This is a genomic window from Trichodesmium erythraeum IMS101, from assembly GCF_000014265.1.
Taxonomy (GTDB): Bacteria; Cyanobacteriota; Cyanobacteriia; order Cyanobacteriales; family Microcoleaceae; genus Trichodesmium; species Trichodesmium erythraeum.
In genome coordinates, this window is sequence record NC_008312.1 from 4,872,698 (window position 1) to 4,894,989 (window position 22,292).

Sequence of the window (22,292 nt, forward strand, 5' to 3'; positions counted from 1 at the left end):
AAGGCAAAGTCAGAATTTTACAAAACTAAAAATAAATATTTTTTATGATTTTTTTTCAAGTATTATTGGTTATAAATTTAAGCTTGTTTTTTGCTTGAATATATTCAAAAGCTGAATGGTAACTTATTTCCCATAAAAAGCCGAAATTTATCTTTATTCCTTAGAAAAAACTATAACAAAGTGAATATCATTTAATTAATTAGAAGTGCATTACTTATTAAGCAATCCTATATAAATTGTAATATTTTGCTAGCAATTAGGAATCAAGAGTCAAAAGTTAGAATTTAAAAGATTTGCACTAGAAATTAATTATTATAAAAATAATCACAACTAATGATCGGATTACTATAATAAGGTTATAATAATTATAAAAATATTCAACTTGTAGCCCAGTTTAAGATTGATTCAATAATCTATAATAAGGCTATGTCCAAAAAAAAAGAACCTTTTCCGAGTTTTTGTGCCATGGGTACCATTATTAGTTTATTATTGCTTGTTATATATGGAGGTGGAGCCTGGAAGTTCTGGAATGGATTTAAACAAACCAACTTTTCTCAGAGCTTTCAGAGTCGTTTGGTCTTATCTATATTATGGCCTGTTTTGTTAATTGGTAATAAATCTTATCGTAAGAACTTTACAAAGGCTCTTAAGGGTAATAGACGATAAAAAGAAATATGTCTCAAAAAAAGTCTGCCTTGTCTGCAAATAACGAGCAATCTTTCTGGTTTGCTAAAGAAAATTTAGATAATTGGTATGCTCAAATCATGGCAGTACAAGCTCGTTTTGAGCAAGAGTACCGCGGAGAACCTTTAGAGTTACCCCCCGAAGTAAAGGCAATGCCAATATTTCACGATTTTGCCTCTGGTAATCTCACAGCAAAAATAGTTTCTCCTTTTTGGGAAATAGCTAAACCTAAAAAAAATAAAAAATGTTTGGATATTGGCTGTGGAGTGAGTTTTCTGATTTATCCTTGGCGAGATTGGCAGGCTTTTTTTTATGGTCAAGAAATTAGCACTATTGCTAGGGATAATCTGAATAAACGAGGTTCTTTACTAAATTATAAACTATTTAAGAAAGTAGAACTGGGACCTGCTCATCAATTAATGTATCAAGCAAATGAGTTTGACTTGGCGATCGCTACAGGGTTCAGTTGTTATTATCCTGTGGATTATTGGGAACTTGTATTAGAGGAAGTAAAACGGGTTCTAAAATCGGAATGTCACTTGGTTTTTGATGTTATTAATTCAGAACAACCACTGGCAGAAAATTGGGCAATTTTAGAAACTTATTTAGGGGCAGAAGTATTTTTGGAGCCACTAGAAAAATGGGAAAAAATTATTAAGGCTAAGGGTGGAAAAATAGTAAAGCAACAATCAGGAGAATTATTTCACATGTATAAAGTAAGGTTTTGAATGGTAGAGCACGAAATACGAAATTGTCTTGAGTTAGTAGCTAAGGATCGGTTGTTTAAGTGTATCTAACGGCCGGAGAATATTTTAAAAGTATTCATTATCTTTTCTTGTTTCTTTCTTTAAAATTTATGTAGAGAGTTTTATATTTTTGTTCATTTATTTATGATTTATTAATCAGCTAGTACTGTCGAGAATTAAGCAAAATTTAGCCTAACTAGAAGTAAGAATTAAGCTCATATAAGTATCCTACTAAGTAGTCGTGGAAATTATTAAACATCTATACCAGCTAAATTATTTGTCTTCTTGTGAGCTGAAATAATTAGGGTTGGCTGAAAAAACTTAAAGCATTTACAGAATAATACTGTAGTTTTTTTTATTCAAAAAAAGAATGTGCAATAGTTTTGACTTAACAAGACTCAAAATGAAGTACTTTGAGCTACTAATGGCAGAAAAACTAAAAGAAAATACTTCCGACAAATCTTCTGTAATTCCCATTTATCCCTGCCTCTTTGCATCCTACCCTCACCTATAAAACTTATTGAGCCAAATCCTAATGAGAATAAGTAGATAATAATATAACGGTGCTTATATTGTGTTGTTCAAAAAAAAAATACAAATTTACTCATGGTACGAATAATTTTGAAAAAAATTAGTATTATTGATTTATAAAATATAGGACTTCTTGTCGCTGTTGTTCATTATTAGGGTAATTAAAATAATCACCTTAATTAGTTTTAGCTTGCTCCTTTCTTGTTAACAAACGCCTAATTGAAGCTTTTTCAATAGACCCAACTAAGATCCCATTTTCATCAATAACAGTTAGTTCACTGATTTGCTTTTGCTCTAACAAAGAAATTACTTCTAATAAAGAAGTTTTAGCGGTTACAGTCTCTATCTTTGCTAAAGGTTTTGTTAATGTTTTTACCTGAACCAAAGGCCATTGGGATGTATTAACTATTTTTAAATCATCAACGTTAATTACTCCTACAAACTGCCCCATTTCATTTATCACTAAAAACTTCTTTCTAGCTTCTTTCCCAATAACATATTCATTCACAAATTCTCGTAAAGAGAGATTGTTTGATACAATTGGATTATCAGGAATAATAGCATCTACTGCATTTAAATCAGCAAGCATACCTTGAATTTCTCCATATTGGGCAGAGCGACCAGCATTTTGTAGTAGAAACCAACCAATGAGAATATTCCAAAAATTAGGAATTCTACTAAATAAAAATGCGGGAATTAAACCAGAAATTATTGCTAAACAACCAAATACTTGACCTACTCTACTTGCAAAAATAATTCCTTTATAAGGGTTATTAGTGATTTTCCAAACAATAGATTTAAGGATATTACCACCATCAAGTGGTAAACCTGGAATTAGGTTAAATAATGCTAGGAATAAGTTGATATAAGCTAAAAGTTGAACAATGGATTCTGCTGGTCCAGTAATGGATGTAAATATATTAATTGATACAAAGAAACCGCATAATAATATACTCACTAAAGGGCCAGCAATTGCTACCAAAAATGCTTCTATAGGAGTCTTAGATTCTCTATCTAAACTAGCTAAACCTCCGAAGAGAAATAGGGTAATTGATTTTACTTTTATTCCCTGATATAGAGCAACAAAACTATGCCCTAACTCATGGGCTAAGACAGAGGAAAATAATAATAATGCTGTTATTAATCCTAGTATCCAAGGTAAGGTATTACCCAATTCTTGAGAAAATTGAGTTGCTAGGTCGTTACCATAAGTTAAAGTAAGGAGACCTAAGACTATAAACCAGGATGAGTTAATGTAAAATGGTATGCCAAATAGGTTGCCGACACGAAAAGATCCATTCATAAATTTATCCTATAAAGTTAGTCTATTAGTTAAAACTAATTTTTACTTTTTTGAAATTTACATATTTAATGTAACAAAATATCAATAAGTTGTGTTGTTTCTTGAGCTAGTGATATCCCTCCCTTAATGTTCGCTTATAGCAAAATTAACTCGATTATTTTCTCAGTAATATGACTAGATATTTTATCACAATATATATCTGGATTCAATTAATTCAGGTATAGAATTTTATATTTACCTCATTAAATAAAAATGATATGTGAATTATTAATTAATTAGATTATAACAAATATGATAGTAATAACAACATCTTTACGAACAAGGGGAAGAATGAATATTTTAGATTAACTAGATGATTTTATTAAAAATACAAGATGGTCTAAAGAAACAAAAATATTTTTGGTAGTAAAACGGATTTTTTCATGTTCATATTATTATCAAATCAAATAATTATTATAAAATTTGCTCGCAGTTTTATCAGTGGATGGAAGATAAGATAGTTTTTGTTGAGGGTTGAGAAAGTTTAAGGGTTTAATCTAAAAGAATGAAAGATTTATAGCCACAAAAAATATTAGAAAAAATTTACCTATGAAAATAGTAATTTTTGAAAGTTTTGACTCTCAAGCTCAGTATTATAGTTACAGAAAATCTCAGTAAACATTTACTTTTTTCTCAGCTAAAATTTGATAACTTTTACTCTGAAGCTCAAGGTTAGGTTCATGGCTTAATCTCCAACAATTTCAGAAATTTTCCTACCCTTAAAAAAAGGAAAGCAGCCTGAGGTAAAATGCCAAAATTTCCCCTGTAAAAACTTACTATTTTTACAGTTAAAATTTGACAACTTTTACTCTGAAGCTCAAGGTTGGGTTTATGAATTAAGCTGGAAAATTTCAGAAATGTTCTTAATTCTTAAAACCAGGGAAGTAGGCTGAGATAAAATACTATAATTTTCCCAGAAAAAACTTACTATTTTTATAGTTAAAGTTTGACAAATTTTACTCTGAGGCTCAAGGTTATAACTATAGAATATCTAAGGAAAAACTGACTATTTTCCAAGCTAAAATATTATAGTTATTATTCTCAAGATTAACATTAGGTTCACTAACATCTTGCTCCAACAGATTCACAACTTTTTTTATTCTTAAACCAGCGTCACTTTCCAAATTTAATTTTACTTCTTTTCCCAAACATTCATAACATCTAAAAACCCAACTTTGATTATCCTCTGACCGTTTTAACATCATCAAAATTAAGTTCTCGGCTTCCCAACCTAAAAAACGATAAACTTGTGGCAATTTTCCATGAGATTTTTCTTCCCTAATCAAAGGCATTATTTGTACCATCAAAGGCATATTTAACTCATAACCACGTTGTACAGTTCCTGCATTTTCCCAACTTCCAATATGAGGATAAATAGCATAAGTAAATTCGTGAATTCCTACATCAGCTTTCGAGTCAGGCCAAGTCGAACCTCTCAATAAAGTTAAACGTAATTCATCTGGTTTTGCATCATATCCATATTTACAGTCATTCAATAAACTGACTCCATAGTTATCTTTACTAATATCTGCCCAATTTAAAGCTGGAACTTCCCATTTTGCTTTCTCTCTTTCTGTCTGAGGTTTAGTTGTTCTCTTAATTGCTCCACAAGGAATTTCATAAGTAGTAAAATCTGCTTCTATATTTATAGGAAAAGCTGCTTTGACTAAAGTATGTTTTTCCTGCCAGTTTACCCAATTTTTAATTTTTAGTAGTTGGGAACCTATTTCCAAAATGTAATCCTGACAAAACTGAGAATTACCTATTTTTCTAATTATCCGCAGAGAACTTTTTAATTTTCCCTGTTCTATCCAAAAAATATCTATTAGTTTTGCTGAAGATAAAGGATGTTGTTGATAATTTGGATCAATATTCCAAGCATCCCAATATTGACCTTCATCACGAAAAACTTTTAGTTTATTTCCTTCTGGTTTTCTCAGAACTTCCCGTTGATTAATCTTGTCAAAAATACTCTCTAGATTTCCTGTTGTTGCTTCTACCTTTACCCGTAATAAATTGTTCTCTAGAACCCATTTTTCTATTTCTAAACTAACAGTATTGACATTTTCAATTTTTTTTGCTATTGTTCCTGTATGGTGGGCTATATATTTGCCTATGTATGATTTTTTGTTCAAATCTGAAAATCTAGAACATAACCAAAACAAACGATAACCAACTCCAGGTATGTCAGAAGCAAGAAACAATAAGCTATTATCCGATATCTGAGAAGTAAGTATTTGCCCAGCATCGTCATAAACTTGCCAGTCATCTTCTCTGCCCTGCAAAAAGGTTAAATGTTGAGAGTTAGGTGTAAGTTCAAAAACCTCTCCCTTCTCCCTGTTCCCTGCTCCTTCAATATTCTTCTTTCCTGGAACTGAAACTAATTCTGAGCGTTGCCAATTCAAAGAATTAAAGACAATTATCGGATAAATCATCCCATCCGCAAAAGTATCTAAAGGAAAAGGTGGGGAAACATTAACATCAGCAGCAACTTTTCCCATAGCCTCCGCCAAAATTTCCTTACCCAGCCTTTCCGCCTCCGACCAATTCTGATTAACATTTACATAAGCTTCAGGAATAGCCGAACCAGGCAAAATATCGTGAAACTGATTAAACAAAACTAATTTCCAAGCCATCTCCAAATCATTCTTTCGATAAAAAGCACCAGTCATAATTGAGGCAAAAACAGCAAACAATTCTGCCTGGTACAACAAATTTTCACAACGGCGGTTCCGTCTCTTTTGATCTGCATGAGTTGTATAACATCCCCGATGAAATTCTAGATAAAGTTCATCCTGCCAAACAGGAAAAATACCTGAATTTTTCTCTACTAACTCAGCAAAAAAATTCTCAGCAGTTGAAAACTCCAACACAGGAAAAAAACCAGACTTTTGCCATCTTCTACTTATTTCCAACATATCGCGAGTCGGACCTCCACCATGGTCTCCTACACCAGGTAACCAAAAAACATTTTTTTCTCCAGTTTTTAGTTGCCATTCATAAGCATACTTTGCCATTTTTACAGGTTCAATATTTTCTCCTATAGGCGGTAACATAAAACTAAAAATTCGACTTTTATCAGGAGCTTCCCACCAAAAAATTTCAAAAGGAAACTCTGTTAAATCATTCCAACGTAACTTTTGAGTAGCAAAATATTTAATATTTCCGCCTTGAAGAATTTGAGGGAGTTGCCAACAGAAACCAAAAGTATCTGGTAACCAAGCTACAGAAGAAAATTTGCCGAATTTTTCCCAAACATAACGTTGACCGTATAAAACTTGTCTAATTATTGATTCTCCTCCGACTGTATTTAATTCTGGTTCTACCCACAAACCTGCTGTGACTTCCCACTTGCCTAACTCAATTTGTCGTTTAATTTTATTAAATAAATCTGGTCGGTTTTGTTCTATCCATTCATATAATGCTGGAGTCGAATGACAGAAAATAAGTTCAGGAAAATCTTGTTGTAGATTTAGTACAGATGTAAAAGTTCGTTGTGCGGCTTCCCAAGTTTCTTCCACATCCCATAACCAAGCTAAATCTAGATGAGCATGACCTAATAGTTTTAGCTTTAAACTATTAATATAGCTCTCAGAAATTTTGGTTATTTCTGAGTGTAAATTTAGTAGCGATCGCTCGAACTTTTCTTTCTTTCCAACTGCTTGTAAGTCTATCAAACTGATAGATTTTTTTATTCTCTCTAATTTCAAGTCAATTTTAGATTCAAATTTAGTCAAATATTCCAGTAATATTTCTAGTCTATCTGCCATAAAACCAGGATCAAGCTGATAATTATTCAGATTTTCATAGACAAACCAAGACTTTACTAAAGCACCTCGGTCATGTGCCGGACTTACCAATTTAATAGCAATAATAAAAGTCTTTCCAACTACGACCTTTTGACTCAGCAAAATTCTGCTGGAATAGTCAAATAAATCTCCTGTTTGTACTAACTTACCATTCACATAAATTTCTACATATTCAGCCCACCAAACCAAACCTAATCGTAAAGATAAATCAGTTAATAAATAACCGTTTAAATTTGGAGGAATTATCAACTTTTGCCCTAACCATAAAATCTGTTTGCCTTTTTCCCAAGCAATTTGTTTTTTTTCATTTGTTGTAGCTAACTGCCAAGTATCTAAATTTTTAACTGCGGTAATAGGTATATCCTCTTGGCAAGAGCGCCATTTGTTTTGAATATCTAGTTGGGTTAATTTTCTGAGTTGCTCAATTGTTGTGGAAATTTCGGTAATTGAAAATTTCATAAAATTTTGATTTACTGATTTAGTGAGAATGGGTATCCATAGTTTATTTTATTTCAGATATAAAACTGGATTTAGATGATCATTTTTTCTTCTGCTTAATTTTTAGAAAAAAGTCTTGAATCATCGGCTTTTAACTGAGGAAAGTTTGGCTCAAAAAGTAAGATAAATGGTCGTCTTATGTTCTGTTTATGTTCTGTTACTAAAAGTTTAGTTCAAAAACTGGTAAAACAACACAAAAAAGATGGAAACTTATAAATATTAAAATGTGGGAAAGCAAGGTTTAGTTGTCTGATAAATGTAGATGTATATTGAAAACAACTTTTGCTAAGATATTCAGATACTACTATTTCGTAATTATGTGAATTATTTGAGATAAAAATAGGAAACTGGGTAAGTTGTACTGCCGTGTTTCGACCTTGAAAAAAATTGGGGTTAAGCTGTCAAAAAAAAATGCAGGGTAGCAGCTAGGCCGGGAGATAAAGATTGCAAAAATTAAGAGAAAAATACGGTAGTTATAAGGATGTACGAATTTTGGTTAATACATTTCTTGAGTTCTCATAAAGTAAACGAGCACAATAATTTAATTGCTTGTTTACCACTACTAAAAATAAAGTAGATGAGCAAAATTGTTGCTTGTTTACCACTATTAAAAATACAAAGGAATTGGTGAAAAAGATAGACTCATAAAATTTAGTATTTATAAATGAAACAGTTGTAATACTTGGACAAAAATCATTCAGTTTAATTATTAATGTCTACTATTTTTTTGAGATTAACAGTTAACATGAGCTAGTAAAATTAGGGAAATAAAACTTTGATGCCTAGACTTTTTAAAAAAATATCTATAATTTGATTTAGATGTGCAGAATCTCTGGCTAAAAAATAGATATTTTTAGTCAATTATTATTTACATAAATTACAGGATATTTGGTGGATAATGTTCTACTAAGTTATCAATATTACTAAGGTAAAAAATAATTATTTAATTGGGATTAGTTCTAATTTTTGCCATATAAATATAAAAAAAATACGGTTTATAGAAAACTAAAATTGATAAGGTATAGAAGTATGATTATGAGGTTTTCAGATTACATAGATACAAAAAAAATAGCTAAATTTTATTCAATTATCAAATATTTTTACCTTTAATTTAAAGAATAGAATTGTATCTAATTTTTCCAAGCTATAGCAGTTTAAATATAGAAAATATGACTAAAATTATGAGATTAAAGAGTTTAAGGTATACACAAAATTATGTAAAAACGCGATTTTTACATAGTAAGGATTTTATCTTTGCTCAATGTGTAAGTTCATTTTTTCCCACTTATCAAGGTTAAGTTTATAAGTATTAATTGAAATGGCTATAACTCCAAACTCTCTAAATATTAAAGTGCACTGATATTTTTTTTATAAACAGTTTCATGGCTCTTAAAATCTACTTGAGTTAGTTTTCTGAGTTGCTCAGTTTTTTTAGAAAATTACAGAATGGGGAATTAGATTATTTTCTCAGTTTCCTGGTATGATTAAATTAAGTATCTATAACAAATCCATTAGAAATTTAAAACTAGACTTAAGTTGTGTGATTTTTTTTCTCTGGCAAGAGCTGTTTTATTATCTATGTCAATTTCTATTTAACTTGTTCTATTTTCCCAGTAAGTAATTTAAGATTTTCCCTGGCTATGTTCCCTTGTTCCTGTTTTCTTCTTTCTCTTGAAATTTTCCCTGGCTATGGTTATGGCGAGCTGAAGCCAAGGGTGGAATAAATTTTACATTATGCTATAGCTACTCCTATTCTCTTGGGGGAAATGAGCTTGCAAGAAGAATGGGTTACATTGGCCTCATGAGTCTGTTTTTTGCGTTGGACTGACCACCCGGGATTAATTAATATATATTATAACATATGTATTCACAAAAAACAACTAAAAAGTTGTTCTCTTATGGACTAGGCTTTATTTTTCGGTGGTATATTTTTTGTTTTTAAAGTTAACTCTGGAAAATTAATTAGTTTATCTAAATATCTAACTAAAAATGACTTCAAGCCCTTATAAAAGTAAAGTATTAAATTTTGTTGTAGCCAAATATAACCAAATATTAACTCGAAGCGATCGTACTTTATGTCATCTAAAATTTATAGCTACAATCACAGTTCAACTGCTACTTTATCCTATATATGTGTTGCTACAAACCTCTCGCGTCGCACTCAAAAAATTACAACAAACAACCAAAAGCTATTTACCAGAAATTAAAGAAAAAGTCAATAAAAATTACCAAACTAATGACAAATCTATTGAAGAAGTGTCAGTATTTTCAAGGCCAGTTGATTCTAGGTTATTATATCCTTTAAACCCCAACAAAACTCTGGTCAAAAAACAGGGTAAAGTTAGTTCAAGATTAGAAATTCTAAATAATTATAAAGTATCAGATATTTTAACTAGGGCCAAACAAGAAAATCCTCTAATATTAGATATGGGGAAGATAGAAGAAAAACCTTTATTGCAACTTCAAATTCAACCCTGTGCGGAACTTGTGCCAACCTTTGGAGTTCTAGGGGGAGTATGGCAACTTATGGCTTGGGTGCAAACGAGTGAAATTGCTTTGTGGTTCAATTTCTTTGATGAATCTAATATTGTTTTACAGCAAAATGAACTAAAGGACAACAATAGAAGCTTAAATAGTTACCATAATCAGGTATTATTGTCAAATTCAAATATAACTTTTGGTGAGTTTATTAATAATCTAGCAAAACACTATTTGTATCCAATTACTAAAGGTTTAGGGTTAAATGGTTTGCTGCTACCTTTGAGAAGAGAAGGAGAATGTGAAGTCGAATCATTATTAGAAACAGAAATAGATCCAGAAAATCAAAAAAATCTTTTAGCAACTCAAGATGGTACTCCAATAGTTGCTTCATTAATATCGCCATTTGAACAAGGAATATTTCAAATAGCTACCTCTTCAACAACTAAACCTTTAATGAACCCAGAGGATGTAGAAAAACCAGGAAAAAAGAAAAGTTTTCCTTTACATAAACACCTCTGTTATGAGATAATTTCGAGTTCTAATGATTATCTTAAACAAGAGGCGATCGCATCCAAAGAAGCTTTGAGAGAGATAGATGGACATCGAGTAGAAAATGAGGATAATTATAGCATAAATAGTAACAAAATATCTGTCAAAACTTATAACTCAGAAAGTAAGCCCAAGGAAAAACTAAACTGTTTAGAAGTAGAATCAGTTTCAGTAGGGTATATCAAACATCCCCTAGAAGTAATATTAGGGTGGGTAGATGTGATTATGACTTGGGTAGAAAAAATATTTGTACAGGCGTGGCAATTGTGTCAACAAAAGTTGAAAAATTTTTGATAAATTATTATGGTATAATTAGATAATATTTCGATATAATAATAAAATTGTAAATATTTGATCGAAAAAATTCGGTCTAAAACCCCGTCCTTTTAGGAGAAATAATAAATGCTGACTTTGAAAATAGTTGTAAATATCGTTGTCCTATTTTTTGTCTTGTTATTTATTTTTGGATTTTTATCCAATGACCCTGCACGGAACCCTAGTGGTCGGGACATGGAGTAAACATAATTGACTTAAGTTGATAACTTACGTCATGAAGGGTTATTTTGCGATAGTTGTTCAAAGTAATGAAGTGGATATATTTTTTCCATCTTCTAATGCTTTTTCTAGCTGCACTTATGTAATAAATATACCATTAGTTAATAATAACTTTTTATTACCCAAAAACTTGGTATATCTATCAAGCACAGAACGCAGGATATACAATTATAAAGAGTGAAAGATAGGTTTTAGTTTGACCTTGAACACATTTTAAAGTTTTACTGGCAACTATTAACGTAAAAGCAGAAAGTCAATATTGAGGTTTCACTAATTGTGATACTTTGTATCAGTTTGATGAAGCAGTAAATTAAGTATTAATTGGAGCTTTTTGTACCCTGGATTTTCTCAGATTAAAACATGGTTAATTTGAGATGATTTCTTGGGTTAAAGCTAGTTTCATAACGATAGAGAAAAACCGAAAATGCTCTCTGGCTAAAATCGGAAATATTGAATATAAAAACTTGTATCCTCCCAAGAAGGGAAGTAAATACTAATATTCTTGGAGGAACTCTCAGCCTGGAAGTTCACTAATTTTGTTAAGTGTTTTATTCCAGGCTAATTTTTGAGATATGACATAATTGACAGAATATGGTGTAAACCATAAGTTTTAGCTAGTTCAAGCTCAAGCTAAGAATGTTAGTAGTTAACTTTTGACTTTGAAGTTAATTGACATTGTGTGAAATTTCTAGCCCTTAAGTTTATGATGAACTCTAACCTTTAATCCCGTAAACTTAGTATTTCTATCCGAAATATGTCCTATCCTCTGCCACCTCCAGAACTACCTCCAATTGTTGAAACTTTGCCTTCACAATCTGTAAGCCAATATGTTACAGATATAGGACAGGAAGTATCTACTCTAAATCAAAATCAATTGAGTCCGATGTCAAAATTTAGCCAGGTTGGAGAGGAAATCAAAGTATCTGTAAAGAACACTTTCTTAGGAGAAGAGTTCAGAGAAACTGTATTATACAAATTTCCTCAAATTACCTCAAATTTTGACCACACTCAGAAAATCAGTCCAATTCATACAACCTCAGCTAATCTTGGACCACCAATAGAGATAGAGATATCATCAGCACCGAGAATTTCTACTCTGGAAAGCCAAATCAATTCAGGTAGAAAAAGAATATTCTCATCCATCTCGTTCTCAGATTTCTCAGAATATGCGCTCTCTGAAAAAGAGCCAGAAAATAATCAACTAACAAATTCATTTAGTCTCAATAGTAGAAAAATATTAGAACGTTTCAATCACACAAAACAACTAATTCCATCTAAATTTGAGATAGGGCAAACTATCAGAGAAAACAACACGCCAAAACTACCAAACCTTCCCCAAGACGAACAACCCATTAGGGAAACTGAAACCCCAGACTCAGAAGAGAATAAAAAAGAAACTCAATTTCCCACAACAAAACCAGAATCTCAAACTCAAGACTCAGAGAATAAAACGGAAGATAGACAACCTCTTGAAATACCTCTACCAGCAGATGTAGTAGAGGTAACTGCAGACCGCCAAGAATATAACGAGCAACGGCGACTTATTTCTGCAGTTGGTAAGGTAACAGTACGATTTAGTCAAGGAGTAATTAGTGCTGACAAAGTACAAGTTAACCTGACAACTCGTCAACTGCTAGCTATAGGAAATGCTGTTTTTACTAAAGCAGAACAAGTCTTACTTGGGGAACGTATGGAATACAACTTTACCCTTGACAAAGGGTTAATTGAGAAAGCAAGTGGGATTATTTTTGTTGGGGATGCGGAGCAAAGCACTTCCAAGTCTTTACCAACTACAGAAGGAGTAGGAGCATTAGAGGCAATATCCTTGAGCGATCGTATTGCTGCTACTCAACCTCCAACAAAAGTGAAAGCTACTGAAGGTACAAAACTTAGATTTAAAGCTAAACTAAAAGCACCAAAACAGTCAGGGATAGTTAACAGACTACGCTTTGAAGCTGACCGTCTCAACTTATTAGGTGCTGGAACTTGGGAAGCTATAAACCTTCGATTAACTAATGACCCATTTTCACCTCCAGAGGTGGAATTAAGGTCTGATCGAGCTATACTTAAACCTCTATCTCCCTTTCAGGATGAGTTGATAACGAAAAAATCCCGATTAGTATTTGACCAACGTTTTAGTTTACCACTGTTTCGTGAACGAACCGTTATAGATCGCCAGCAACGAGACCCTCTCCCAATTCAAATTGGTTATGACCAAGATGATCGAGGTGGTTTATTTATTGAAAGTACATTTGAACCTCTTCTCCCAGGTCCTTTGCAAATCAAAATAAGTCCTCAATACTACTTGGAAAGAGCATTTTTGGGAGATGAAAATGACTACCCTATAGATGGTAATGTTTTTGGTCTCAAAGCTTCTGTAAATGGTACCATAACACCCACAACTCAGGTAGAGGGACGTGCCACATTTCTGACCTTTGAAGATTTTCCAGATTTGGAAGAAAATGACTTTCGGGGTAGTGCTCGACTTAGGCAGTTTTTCCAAGGTTACAATTTGACTGGTGAGTATAGTTATCGCGATCGCTTATTTAATGGTAGTTTAGGATTTCAAACTGTTCATAGTAGTGCAGGTGTTGTGTTAGCTTCCCCTGTAATAACACTAGGTGAAACTGGTGTAGAATTTAGTTTTCAGAGTGGATATCAAGTTGTAAATGCGAGAACAGATCGTCGAGAGTTGTTAAAGGATATTCAACCATTTGAACCTCTACCTAATGATAAAAATGATGATGATAGTGATTCTAGATCGCGGGCTGATCTTGGTCGTTTCCAGAGTGTAGTTTCTCTGAGATACCCACTAACTATCTGGAGTGGTAAACCATTAACGGCTAATGCAACTGAGGGTTTGAGATATACCAGCAAACCAGTAGTTCCGTTTTTGCAAATGGTGTTAGGACTTACAGGTGCTACTAGCTTTTATAGTAATGATGAAGACCAATCTTTTGTGCGTGGAAGTCTTGGGTTTACTGGACAATTTGGGCATTTTTCTAGAGACTTTTTTGATTATACTGGATTTAACTTAACTTATAGTCAGACTGGTCTGAGTGGTCAGTCACCTTTTTTCTTTGACCGGGTGGAGGATACAAATGTGCTCTTATTTGGTTTAGTCCAACAAATTTATCAAGGTTTTCGGGTTGGTTACCAGAGTGGTATCAACTTAGAAAATGGTGATATTCTTGATGATAGAATTACACTAGAATATAGTCGTCGTACTTATGGGGTGGTATTAGTTTTTAGTCCTAGACGACAAACTGGTACATTTAGTCTCCGGATCAGTGACTTCAACTGGGAAGGTGGTACAACTCCGTTTTCTGGGGAAGATGTTCGACCGGTTGGTGGTGGTGTAGTTCGTTAAATTACCTATACTCAAGCATTGCTTGGATATTGCATGGGAGACGTTGCTTCCGGCAACTAACTAGAGATGATAGCATATTTTGTGTTACAGAAATCTTAGCAAAAGTACCCCTGAAAGGTTTATCCCTGATCAGGAACTCCTATAAACTTTTTATGCCATAGGGAGGCAGTAAGGACAATGATCGAAAAAATTAAGTCTGGCATAAAAAAAATGTTTTTTTAGAGTGGTTTTCAGCAAATTTGGAAAACACTTCTTAATAACAAAAATCCTTGTAGGGATGTTCTATAGAATCTTTCTACAGTTGTCTGTCTAAGTGGTACAGTTGACGAGAGTGCTCCTACTCCTAGCCTCTACTTTAAGTGCCGTATGTGAGAGTTTCCAGCTCATACGGATACTGATCACTAAGGTTCCTTCCAGGTTAGGTTCAAATACAGACCTCTTCGCAACTTGATATCAAGGGTTCTAGAGTAGGAAACTTATACTCGGGTACATTTTAACCTATATTCAATTAAATCTCTAAATAATATTAGAGAAAAACTTACTTTTATTAATTTTAGTTAACCAGAAATAAGACCCTTAAGTAGGTCGGTGTTGAAATTTATTGCTATGTAAAATAATGTAAATTTACCTCCAATAAACTGTGTAGAGGAGATTGAATTCATTACACAAATCTTAATATAGCTAAGTCTTTTTCATGCCTACCTACTTATTAAACAATTTATTAATCGCTTTAATTCCTTTTCGATAATGTCGAAATTTATGAGAATTGAGTATCATTAAAATTTCTACCAATTTCCAAACAAAATCATCATTTACTGCCCAAGGAATACAAGATAATTCGAGCAAAAAAACTACTGTGTTTTCTTTCTTTTCTACCCTGATCATTGATTCTTGATATATATTCTTTGAGACCTTTATTTTTAATTTTCTGTGTCAAGGTTGTCCTCATGTATTGACTCAAAACCGCCATTTATACCCAATAACTTTTGATTGGCCAACGAGTCGCACATTGCTCCAAGTATTAAACTCTGATTTAAAGAGATATAAATAGCGCACGAAATATTATCCTGCTTTACAGAAAACTCCTTTCACGGTGAAAGGTAATGCTATACTATGCTCTAAGTAGTTAATCTAACTGAGAAGAGGTTAAATGTTGCACCAATGACAGAAAAGCCATTAACATCTGCTTTAGCAGAGGCTTTGTTAACAAAGTATGATTTTGACCTGGGTGGTGAAACTTCTAAGCAGCTTATTGCTCGTTGGCAGAAAAACTATCAAGTGGAGTGGCTTTCTTTAGCAGTTATTGAAGCATTATATCTTGGACGTTATAAGGCTATCTCTGTCCAGCAAATATTGACATTATGGGAACGTCGTGGTCAGCCTATTTATCATTTTAACTCTGAATTTCAAAATATTATCACTAGAAATGTGATCACAAATTTTACAACTCAGATAGATACTCCATCTTTGTCAACAAAAACAAACCCTAGCTTTTTAGAAGAAAAACTAATAAACCATTCTAAACTTACTTCCCTACCTTCTAACCCCTTTGAACCAAACTTGAAAAATAAAACTCAAAATTTAATGCAGCAGCAAGTCCCAGTCGAACCATATCAGAACAAGATTAAACACACTGATTTTTATACTAAACTTAAAACAGTTCTAAAAAAGAGTCAAGCTTTACAATCATATCCCAAGGAATTGGAGCCAGAAAATGATAAGTAAAAAATGAAATGGCTTTGTTGCATAAATTTAGCGATATAGCAGCCACCACCATCCTCCGCCAACGCCAACTACTCCCCCAATGGAAGCAACTAGATTTCAATCTTGTAACTTTTAGGTTTATCTATTTGAATCATTCGGTTTAACATTGCACATTGTACAAATAATTCTACTGCTTGAATATCTCTGTTGTCGTCGTTGTAACTTCTCTCCAAATATCATTTTTAGTCCTTACATAGTTGTTTCAGATAAGGAACGCGATGGTAACAAATTTCACGTTTCCATCCATGCTCGTCCCACTTGCCTTATCCTGTCTTAAGTTTTCATCCCGTGGATGAGGAGTTTCTTGAAAATTGCTATGCTCCCAAATAACCACATCTTTTCGTGGAATAATTGTTGCTTTCACTCCCAACTGACTTGCTTTTTCATAACACTTATGTTGATCTTTTACTCCATCGGCTCATACTTGGACAATATCACCTTCATGAACCTCGCTGCGCTCTAGATCACCCTCATGCTTGCTCATTAGCAACATTATTAGTTGTAGCTATTGCTGTGAGAATCTTTCCTGTAGCTTTCCTTCGGAATGCTGCGCCAACATTTACACCTAGATATAACTTACCCCATATTCTATGTTTACCAAAATCCGTGAATCCTAGTTTTCCATTCTTCTTCAGGTGTAAACTTTGACTCCTTTAGGATCTACTACTAAATGAATCCCTTCTGTGGTTAGCATAACTGGTATCATGATATTTGATTTGGGGGACTCTACGGAAGACAGTGCTATGATCTGGCACAGGTAAATCTAATCCCATCAAGTGAAAAATAGATTCTATAAACCCTTGTGTTTTTCGCCCTGGAAGTCTAAATAAACAACTCAAAGTTACTATTAATTCAATTATCAAATTATTTGTATTATTAGATGCTCCTCTAATTCCACTTTTTGTTGTGTTGATTGACCCACTAGTTTATTACCTCATAAGGTGAGCCCATATGTCAAACTATCTCTTTGTTTTAAAGAACTATTATACTCTGACCAGTTGTTAAGAGGGTATTTAGACTTTGATTTAAATTTGGACTTGGACTTGGGCTTACTTATATTTACTTTTATGTCACATATTATCATTTTTACACTATGGGCATCCGCAGTGCAAAAAAGCCTTAGGAAAACCACAATGTGTAGAATCAAGGTGATGTTTTAGGGTAAGTGCGACGAAGAAAATTGGATAATCAGGCAGTGGAATTATTCCTATAATATGCCATACTCAACCGTATGATTCAAAAAATATCGCTCAATATCTACATGGGTTGAAATCTAAGTTAACTCCAACTAACAGGTTTTTAGTGTTTCCCAGGGCGATATGCGCGTGTGGAGCAAATTCAGCAGCTATATTGCAACCTTCATGCAATAAAGCTACTAAGAACTATAAAGGAAACCATTCGAGAATTATTTATGAGGATATGGTCATGTTTTGATGTTTTCTTTGTTAACTATTACGACTATTTATATTACCCCATTTTTCCTTCAATTGATGAATCTTAAAAATGCTACAATTAATTAAAGTTTGACTCAAAATCCTAATCAGTGCAAAATATAGTGTTGATTTAGAATTAATCAGATTAGTAAGTTAATGAACATTATTGATTTTTTTGAACTGAGTGCTGGTGAATGGTTTTCCCAACGCACAATTCACAATTTGGTTTCTGGGGAATTACAAGCAGGTAAATCAGAAGTCAATGTTGAAATATTGGAAAAAACTGACCCGACATTAATCAATTTGTGCGAACAAAATCAGGTTGACTCTAGTGTAACTAAATTAATAGGAGTCAAGATTAGCTGGAATGGTACAAATAATAAAGGACAAGTGAAAGATGTAGGTTCAAGAATGCTGATAATTATTCCTAATTTTGACGACCTTAACCAAGGTCAATTATTACAAAATAGAGGAAATGGTAACAGCCCAAAAATCAGTGGTCGCTATATTATGGGGAGTGATGATGTTCTAATGTTGACTACAGAGTCAGAGGGTTTGTATGTGGAGGAACGTTTCTGGTATTTAATACCTAATTTGCGGTTACGCACCAGTGTGGTCAACAGGCCACAGGGCTTTAGTTTAGCTTCTTTTTGCTCGGAAATTCGCAGAGTCAAAAGTTAAATGAGTGCATGTTTTTTTTTGAATACCTATAAATATAAAGGCTTCAGAAGTTGGAATATACAAAATATTCCAGTTATATCAGAATGAGGTAAAAATATTTAGTACCTTGCTATTAAAGAGTGAGGTTTAAATAAAACTTTTGTGGTATGGGTATCTTACCCGCTACTTGTATGCCTCACTTCTAACTGGGTAACAAGCTAATTGAAAGCCATATATAGGGATTTGCGTTTAGGAACTCAATAATACTTCAATTAAAACAAAACCCTTATTGATATAAATAGGGTGTAGTGTGAGGGCTCTGACCTCACAATACACCCTCAAGGAAAACACATCTAATTTTTTTTACAAATGACTAAGAAGATAACTTCAGAAGAGACTATGCGATCGCGCAACAAATAACTCTCAAAAAATACCAAAATTTTCAAATCACAGGATGACAAGCGCCTCAAAACTATTCTGGGAAAAGGTTGAAATATTGTTCATGAAGATGGAAAATTGGAAAACTTTTTGATAATAATAATTATTATTTTTTTTGTGTAGTTTGAGCTTCTCTCAAATACTTTCCCCCAGGGAAAACGTATCTAATTTTTTTTTACAAATGACCAAGCCAGAATATAATTTAAGAATAGGCTCTGGAATCATATGGGATACTGCCTACAATAATTACGAACTCTATAAACAGTTATAACCATCAAAAAAATCTCAACAATAATTAATATTATTATATACAAATCAGCTTTTAAAATAGACAGTTATGAATGATAGTTATTATCTAAATAATCTCAATCTTTAACAATAAAAATTATGAAAAAAATAGTATTTATGAGTATTTTAGTGAATTATAAAACCCCTGATTGGAGAGAACAAAAAGCCAGAAATTAATTGATATTATTACAATTATTATTTCTGATGTAATTTGTGGTGTGGATACCTGGATAGATATAAAATCTTATGGTAAATCTAAAAGTGAATGGCTAAAAAGTTTTTGAGAACTGCCTAATAGAATTACATCTCACCATACAGCGTGCACGAATTTTTGCACGTCTTAAGCCTATTAATTCAAGCAATTTTTTTTTGTCATAAATTAAGTCAGTAAGTCAAATAACTAAAGGAGAAATAATAGCAATTGATGGTAAAACTCTCAGAGGTTCTTATGACTAAAAAAAATCTCAAAAACCTATTCATATCGTCAGTACCTCGGTCAGAGCCAATTCCCTAGTTTTAGGTTGCCATTGTAGATAATAAATCGAATGAAATCATTGGAATTCCCCAAATTATTAAAGTTTTATCCCTTTATAGTAGTTACAATTGATACTTAGGGAAACCAGAAAGAAATTGTTAAACAAATTACACAACAACAGGGTGATTATGTAATTACTTTGAAAAAAAAATCAAGGTGATTTTTATCAAAAAGTTACTATACCTTCTCTCTATCCTGCCTCTTTTATTCCTTATTAACATATATTTTTGTATACCTTTATTTTTAATTTTTTATTCTTTAAATTAACTAATTTTCTAAGAAATAGCTATCAGTAAAATTCAATTATTTAATCTGGTTTAATTTGCTTTTGCTCCTTCAATATTGTAATCTCCACTCTTACAATCTTTGAACATGGCATCAATTCCTATTCTTTGACTATATACTTTATTGATTTTATATGATGACGATAAATTACTAATAATTTATTTCGATTTATTATTGACAATAGCAGGAGCTAAAACTAGGAAATTGCCTCTAACCAAGGCACTGACGATATGAATAGGTTTTTGAGATTTTTTTTAGTCATAAAAACCTCTGATAGTTTTACTCTCAATTGTTATTATTTCTCCTTCAGTTATTTGACTTACTGACTTAATTTATGACAAAAAACATTGCTTGAATTAATAAGCTGAAGACCTACAAAAACTCGCGATCGCTTTATGCTGACATAGAATTCCATTGGGCAGTTCTCAAAAACTTTTTAGCCATTCACTTTGAGATTTACCATAAGATTCTATATCTATCCAGATATCCGCACCACAAATTACATCACAAATAGTAATTGTAATAATATCAATTAATTTTTGGCGTTTTGTTCTCTTAAATCTGGGATATTATAATTCACTAAAATACTCATAAATACTCTTTTTTTTTCATAATTTTTATTGTTAAATATTGAGATTATTTAGATAATAACTATCATTCATAAATGTCTAATTTTAACGCTTATTTGTATATAATAATATTAATTATTGTTTAGCTTTTTTTGATGGTTATAACTGTTAATAGGGTTCGTATTTATTGCAAGGACTATTCCATCTGATTTTAGAGCCTATTCTTAAATTATATTCTGGCTTGGTCATTTGTCAAAAAAATTAGATGCGTTTTCCCTGGTATTTAATCCCCAATTGAGATTTCAGTTCAGCATCTCCTCTGGTATCCACGGCACGAAACAGGCAGAAATTTTTATTTGTAAATACCCACAGCCATTCCTTGATTCCTCTGGCAGGTCAAGACGCTTCATTTAGATGAATAGAAAGTTGTTCTGTACTTAACAGTTTTCACTTAAGATTATAAGATTTATGACCCAGATACTGACAAAAAAAGTGGAGCGTAGCGTTAACCTTATCCTATAAAGAAGAGCGTAAAGATCGTCTCATTTGTCATAGCCTATATAGTGTCTTTGCGTAAGTCCTTTTAGTCCTGAGATGATATGATATTAAATCTGGTAGCATTGATCTAATTATAAGGAGTCAGGAGTACTAGGGAATGCCCGTACAGAAGACGTGGAAGGAAGATAATTTAGAAATATTTAACAATTACTGAGGATAGAACAATGGAATATTTTTTGATACCAAATTATATCACATCCAGTGCTATCGTTTGTGTAAACCCAAGGGTAAATATCTACAGAAAATTTGGCATTGGTAAATTAAGCAATGAATTAAGCCGGAATGGGCACCTCTCCAAATTTGAGAAGCGTGAATCAACAAACGGATAGAATCTTTGAACATCTCAATACATTTTGAGTAACATAAGGTTTTGCGGCATAAGCGAGTTTTGGGATGACGTAAGCGAGTGTTTTCCCTTTCTACGCGATTCATATAGGTCTTACTTCCGATTTTATCTCCGTCACGGATAAAGCCTGGAAGCGACCGGATTGCCATCAGTAACCTGAAAGTAACACTTCCAAAAGCCTATCGCCTGCCATAGCGGTTGAAAAGTATCACCGCTGTGGTTTCCGACTACCCAACCCAGGATGCCCTGACGGAAATGGTATACCAGAGTCCACAACAACACCTTGTTTTTCTTATCACTAACAAAAGTTTCGAGTTCATGAAGTTCTCCTACTTGAGACAGTTGGTCTAGGTCATAGGCATTAGGTGAGCATTCCCTGGTGTGTTTGATCAAATTGATAATAGTTGGATATGTAACCCCTTTCACCCAGGCAATTCTTCTAATACCCATACCGTTAACGTATATTCTCAAAAACAGCCGCTTGACATTATCGCTGTATTCTTGTGGGTGATAAGGTTTAATGAACTGATGGCTACAAGCGACGCAAATATAGTTCTGCTTGCCTGGTTGATGGCCATTTTTGGGGATATGCTGACAGCTACAGTCAGGACATTGTATCGGTTGATCTCTCACAGTTGTTAATGACATTAACCATTATAAACCAACAAGCTATTTCAAAAAAATAGCTAGACTTTTTACAAAAAGTAAAACATTTTTAGCTTTATTTTATAATTAGAAGTAGTTATACCTGAGTCTACCCCCAGTTCACTCTTAAAGTAGCTTTATCTTGAATAAAAATTTCTTGATTTTCGTCTAGCCAGCAAAAAAAATTTGTAGGAAATACCAGGAAT

General features: G+C 32.8%; 12 protein-coding genes and 2 pseudogenes. 8 read left to right on the forward strand and 6 right to left on the reverse strand.

What is annotated here, in order from left to right; translation table 11 throughout:
- Nucleotides 1–426 precede the first annotated feature (426 nt).
- The gene (locus TERY_RS15285) at nt 427–666 is read left to right on the forward strand and encodes a hypothetical protein (RefSeq protein WP_011612658.1); all 240 of its coding nucleotides are present in this window, start codon (nt 427–429) and stop codon (nt 664–666) included.
- A gap of 8 nt (nt 667–674) precedes the next feature.
- Nucleotides 675–1,412 (forward strand): methyltransferase domain-containing protein, encoded by a 738-nt coding sequence (locus TERY_RS15290; RefSeq protein WP_011612659.1) that lies wholly within the window; start codon nt 675–677, stop codon nt 1,410–1,412.
- A gap of 724 nt (nt 1,413–2,136) precedes the next feature.
- On the opposite strand, the gene TERY_RS15295 is transcribed toward TERY_RS15290, so the two are convergent.
- Entirely contained in the window at nt 2,137–3,264 is a 1,128-nt protein-coding gene (locus tag TERY_RS15295) for a M50 family metallopeptidase (protein WP_011612660.1), read from the reverse strand.
- A 1,019-nt stretch (nt 3,265–4,283) separates the two neighbouring features.
- Nucleotides 4,284–7,571 carry a glycoside hydrolase family 38 C-terminal domain-containing protein gene (locus TERY_RS15300; protein WP_011612661.1) on the reverse strand — a complete coding sequence of 1,096 codons (3,288 nt, stop codon included), beginning with the start codon at nt 7,569–7,571 and terminating at the stop codon, nt 4,284–4,286.
- A gap of 2,028 nt (nt 7,572–9,599) precedes the next feature.
- Between TERY_RS15300 and TERY_RS15305 the strand changes: the two genes are divergently transcribed.
- The 3 genes from TERY_RS15305 to TERY_RS15310 all read left to right on the forward strand — a co-directional run bounded on the left by TERY_RS15305 (nt 9,600) and on the right by TERY_RS15310 (nt 14,565).
- The gene (locus TERY_RS15305) at nt 9,600–10,934 is read left to right on the forward strand and encodes a hypothetical protein (RefSeq protein ID WP_011612662.1); all 1,335 of its coding nucleotides are present in this window, start codon (nt 9,600–9,602) and stop codon (nt 10,932–10,934) included.
- Nucleotides 10,935–11,042: 108 nt separating this feature from the next.
- The gene (locus TERY_RS28240; RefSeq protein WP_011612663.1) at nt 11,043–11,159 is read left to right on the forward strand and encodes a photosystem II reaction center protein I; all 117 of its coding nucleotides are present in this window, start codon (nt 11,043–11,045) and stop codon (nt 11,157–11,159) included.
- A 790-nt stretch (nt 11,160–11,949) separates the two neighbouring features.
- Nucleotides 11,950–14,565 carry a DUF3769 domain-containing protein gene (locus TERY_RS15310; protein WP_011612664.1) on the forward strand — a complete coding sequence of 872 codons (2,616 nt, stop codon included), beginning with the start codon at nt 11,950–11,952 and terminating at the stop codon, nt 14,563–14,565.
- Between the two features lie 702 nt (nt 14,566–15,267).
- On the opposite strand, the gene TERY_RS15315 is transcribed toward TERY_RS15310, so the two are convergent.
- A complete protein-coding gene (locus TERY_RS15315) occupies nt 15,268–15,450 on the reverse strand; it encodes a hypothetical protein (RefSeq protein WP_044136854.1) in 183 nt (60 codons plus the stop codon).
- A 276-nt stretch (nt 15,451–15,726) separates the two neighbouring features.
- Here TERY_RS15315 and TERY_RS25485 point away from each other — a divergent pair, with 276 nt between their 5' ends.
- The gene (locus TERY_RS25485) at nt 15,727–16,290 is read left to right on the forward strand and encodes a hypothetical protein (protein WP_011612665.1); all 564 of its coding nucleotides are present in this window, start codon (nt 15,727–15,729) and stop codon (nt 16,288–16,290) included.
- Nucleotides 16,291–16,982: 692 nt separating this feature from the next.
- Here TERY_RS25485 and TERY_RS28245 read toward each other — a convergent pair.
- Nucleotides 16,983–17,243: a transposase gene (locus TERY_RS28245; protein WP_081432469.1), complete on the reverse strand. Its 261-nt coding sequence runs from the start codon at nt 17,241–17,243 to the stop codon at nt 16,983–16,985.
- Between the two features lie 675 nt (nt 17,244–17,918).
- Here TERY_RS28245 and TERY_RS15325 point away from each other — a divergent pair.
- Together TERY_RS15325 and TERY_RS28250 are read left to right on the forward strand one after the other, a co-directional pair.
- Nucleotides 17,919–18,443: a phycobiliprotein lyase gene (locus tag TERY_RS15325; RefSeq protein WP_011612666.1), complete on the forward strand. Its 525-nt coding sequence runs from the start codon at nt 17,919–17,921 to the stop codon at nt 18,441–18,443.
- Between the two features lie 854 nt (nt 18,444–19,297).
- Nucleotides 19,298–19,432: a transposase family protein gene (locus TERY_RS28250; RefSeq protein WP_011612667.1), complete on the forward strand. Its 135-nt coding sequence runs from the start codon at nt 19,298–19,300 to the stop codon at nt 19,430–19,432.
- A gap of 961 nt (nt 19,433–20,393) precedes the next feature.
- Here the strand turns inward: TERY_RS28250 and TERY_RS28255 are convergent.
- A pseudogene (locus TERY_RS28255) lies at nt 20,394–20,522 on the reverse strand (transposase family protein); the annotation flags it as partial.
- 845 nt (nt 20,523–21,367) lie between these two features.
- Nucleotides 21,368–22,059: pseudogene (locus TERY_RS15330) on the reverse strand (IS1 family transposase).
- Between the last annotated feature and the right edge of the window lie 233 nt (nt 22,060–22,292).

What these genes read in the sequence shown, in the direction of transcription:
- TERY_RS15325 (WP_011612666.1), top strand. Translation starts at nt 17,919, where the DNA reads ATGAACATTATTGATTTTTTTGAACTGAGTGCTGGTGAATGGTTTTCC.
- TERY_RS15295 (WP_011612660.1), bottom strand. Translation starts at nt 3,264, where the DNA reads ATGAATGGATCTTTTCGTGTCGGCAACCTATTTGGCATACCATTTTAC.
- TERY_RS28240 (WP_011612663.1), top strand. Translation starts at nt 11,043, where the DNA reads ATGCTGACTTTGAAAATAGTTGTAAATATCGTTGTCCTATTTTTTGTC.
- TERY_RS15305 (WP_011612662.1), top strand. Translation starts at nt 9,600, where the DNA reads ATGACTTCAAGCCCTTATAAAAGTAAAGTATTAAATTTTGTTGTAGCC.
- TERY_RS25485 (WP_011612665.1), top strand. Translation starts at nt 15,727, where the DNA reads ATGACAGAAAAGCCATTAACATCTGCTTTAGCAGAGGCTTTGTTAACA.
- TERY_RS15310 (WP_011612664.1), top strand. Translation starts at nt 11,950, where the DNA reads ATGTCCTATCCTCTGCCACCTCCAGAACTACCTCCAATTGTTGAAACT.
- TERY_RS15285 (WP_011612658.1), top strand. Translation starts at nt 427, where the DNA reads ATGTCCAAAAAAAAAGAACCTTTTCCGAGTTTTTGTGCCATGGGTACC.
- TERY_RS15290 (WP_011612659.1), top strand. Translation starts at nt 675, where the DNA reads ATGTCTCAAAAAAAGTCTGCCTTGTCTGCAAATAACGAGCAATCTTTC.
- TERY_RS15300 (WP_011612661.1), bottom strand. Translation starts at nt 7,571, where the DNA reads ATGAAATTTTCAATTACCGAAATTTCCACAACAATTGAGCAACTCAGA.
- TERY_RS15315 (WP_044136854.1), bottom strand. Translation starts at nt 15,450, where the DNA reads ATGATCAGGGTAGAAAAGAAAGAAAACACAGTAGTTTTTTTGCTCGAA.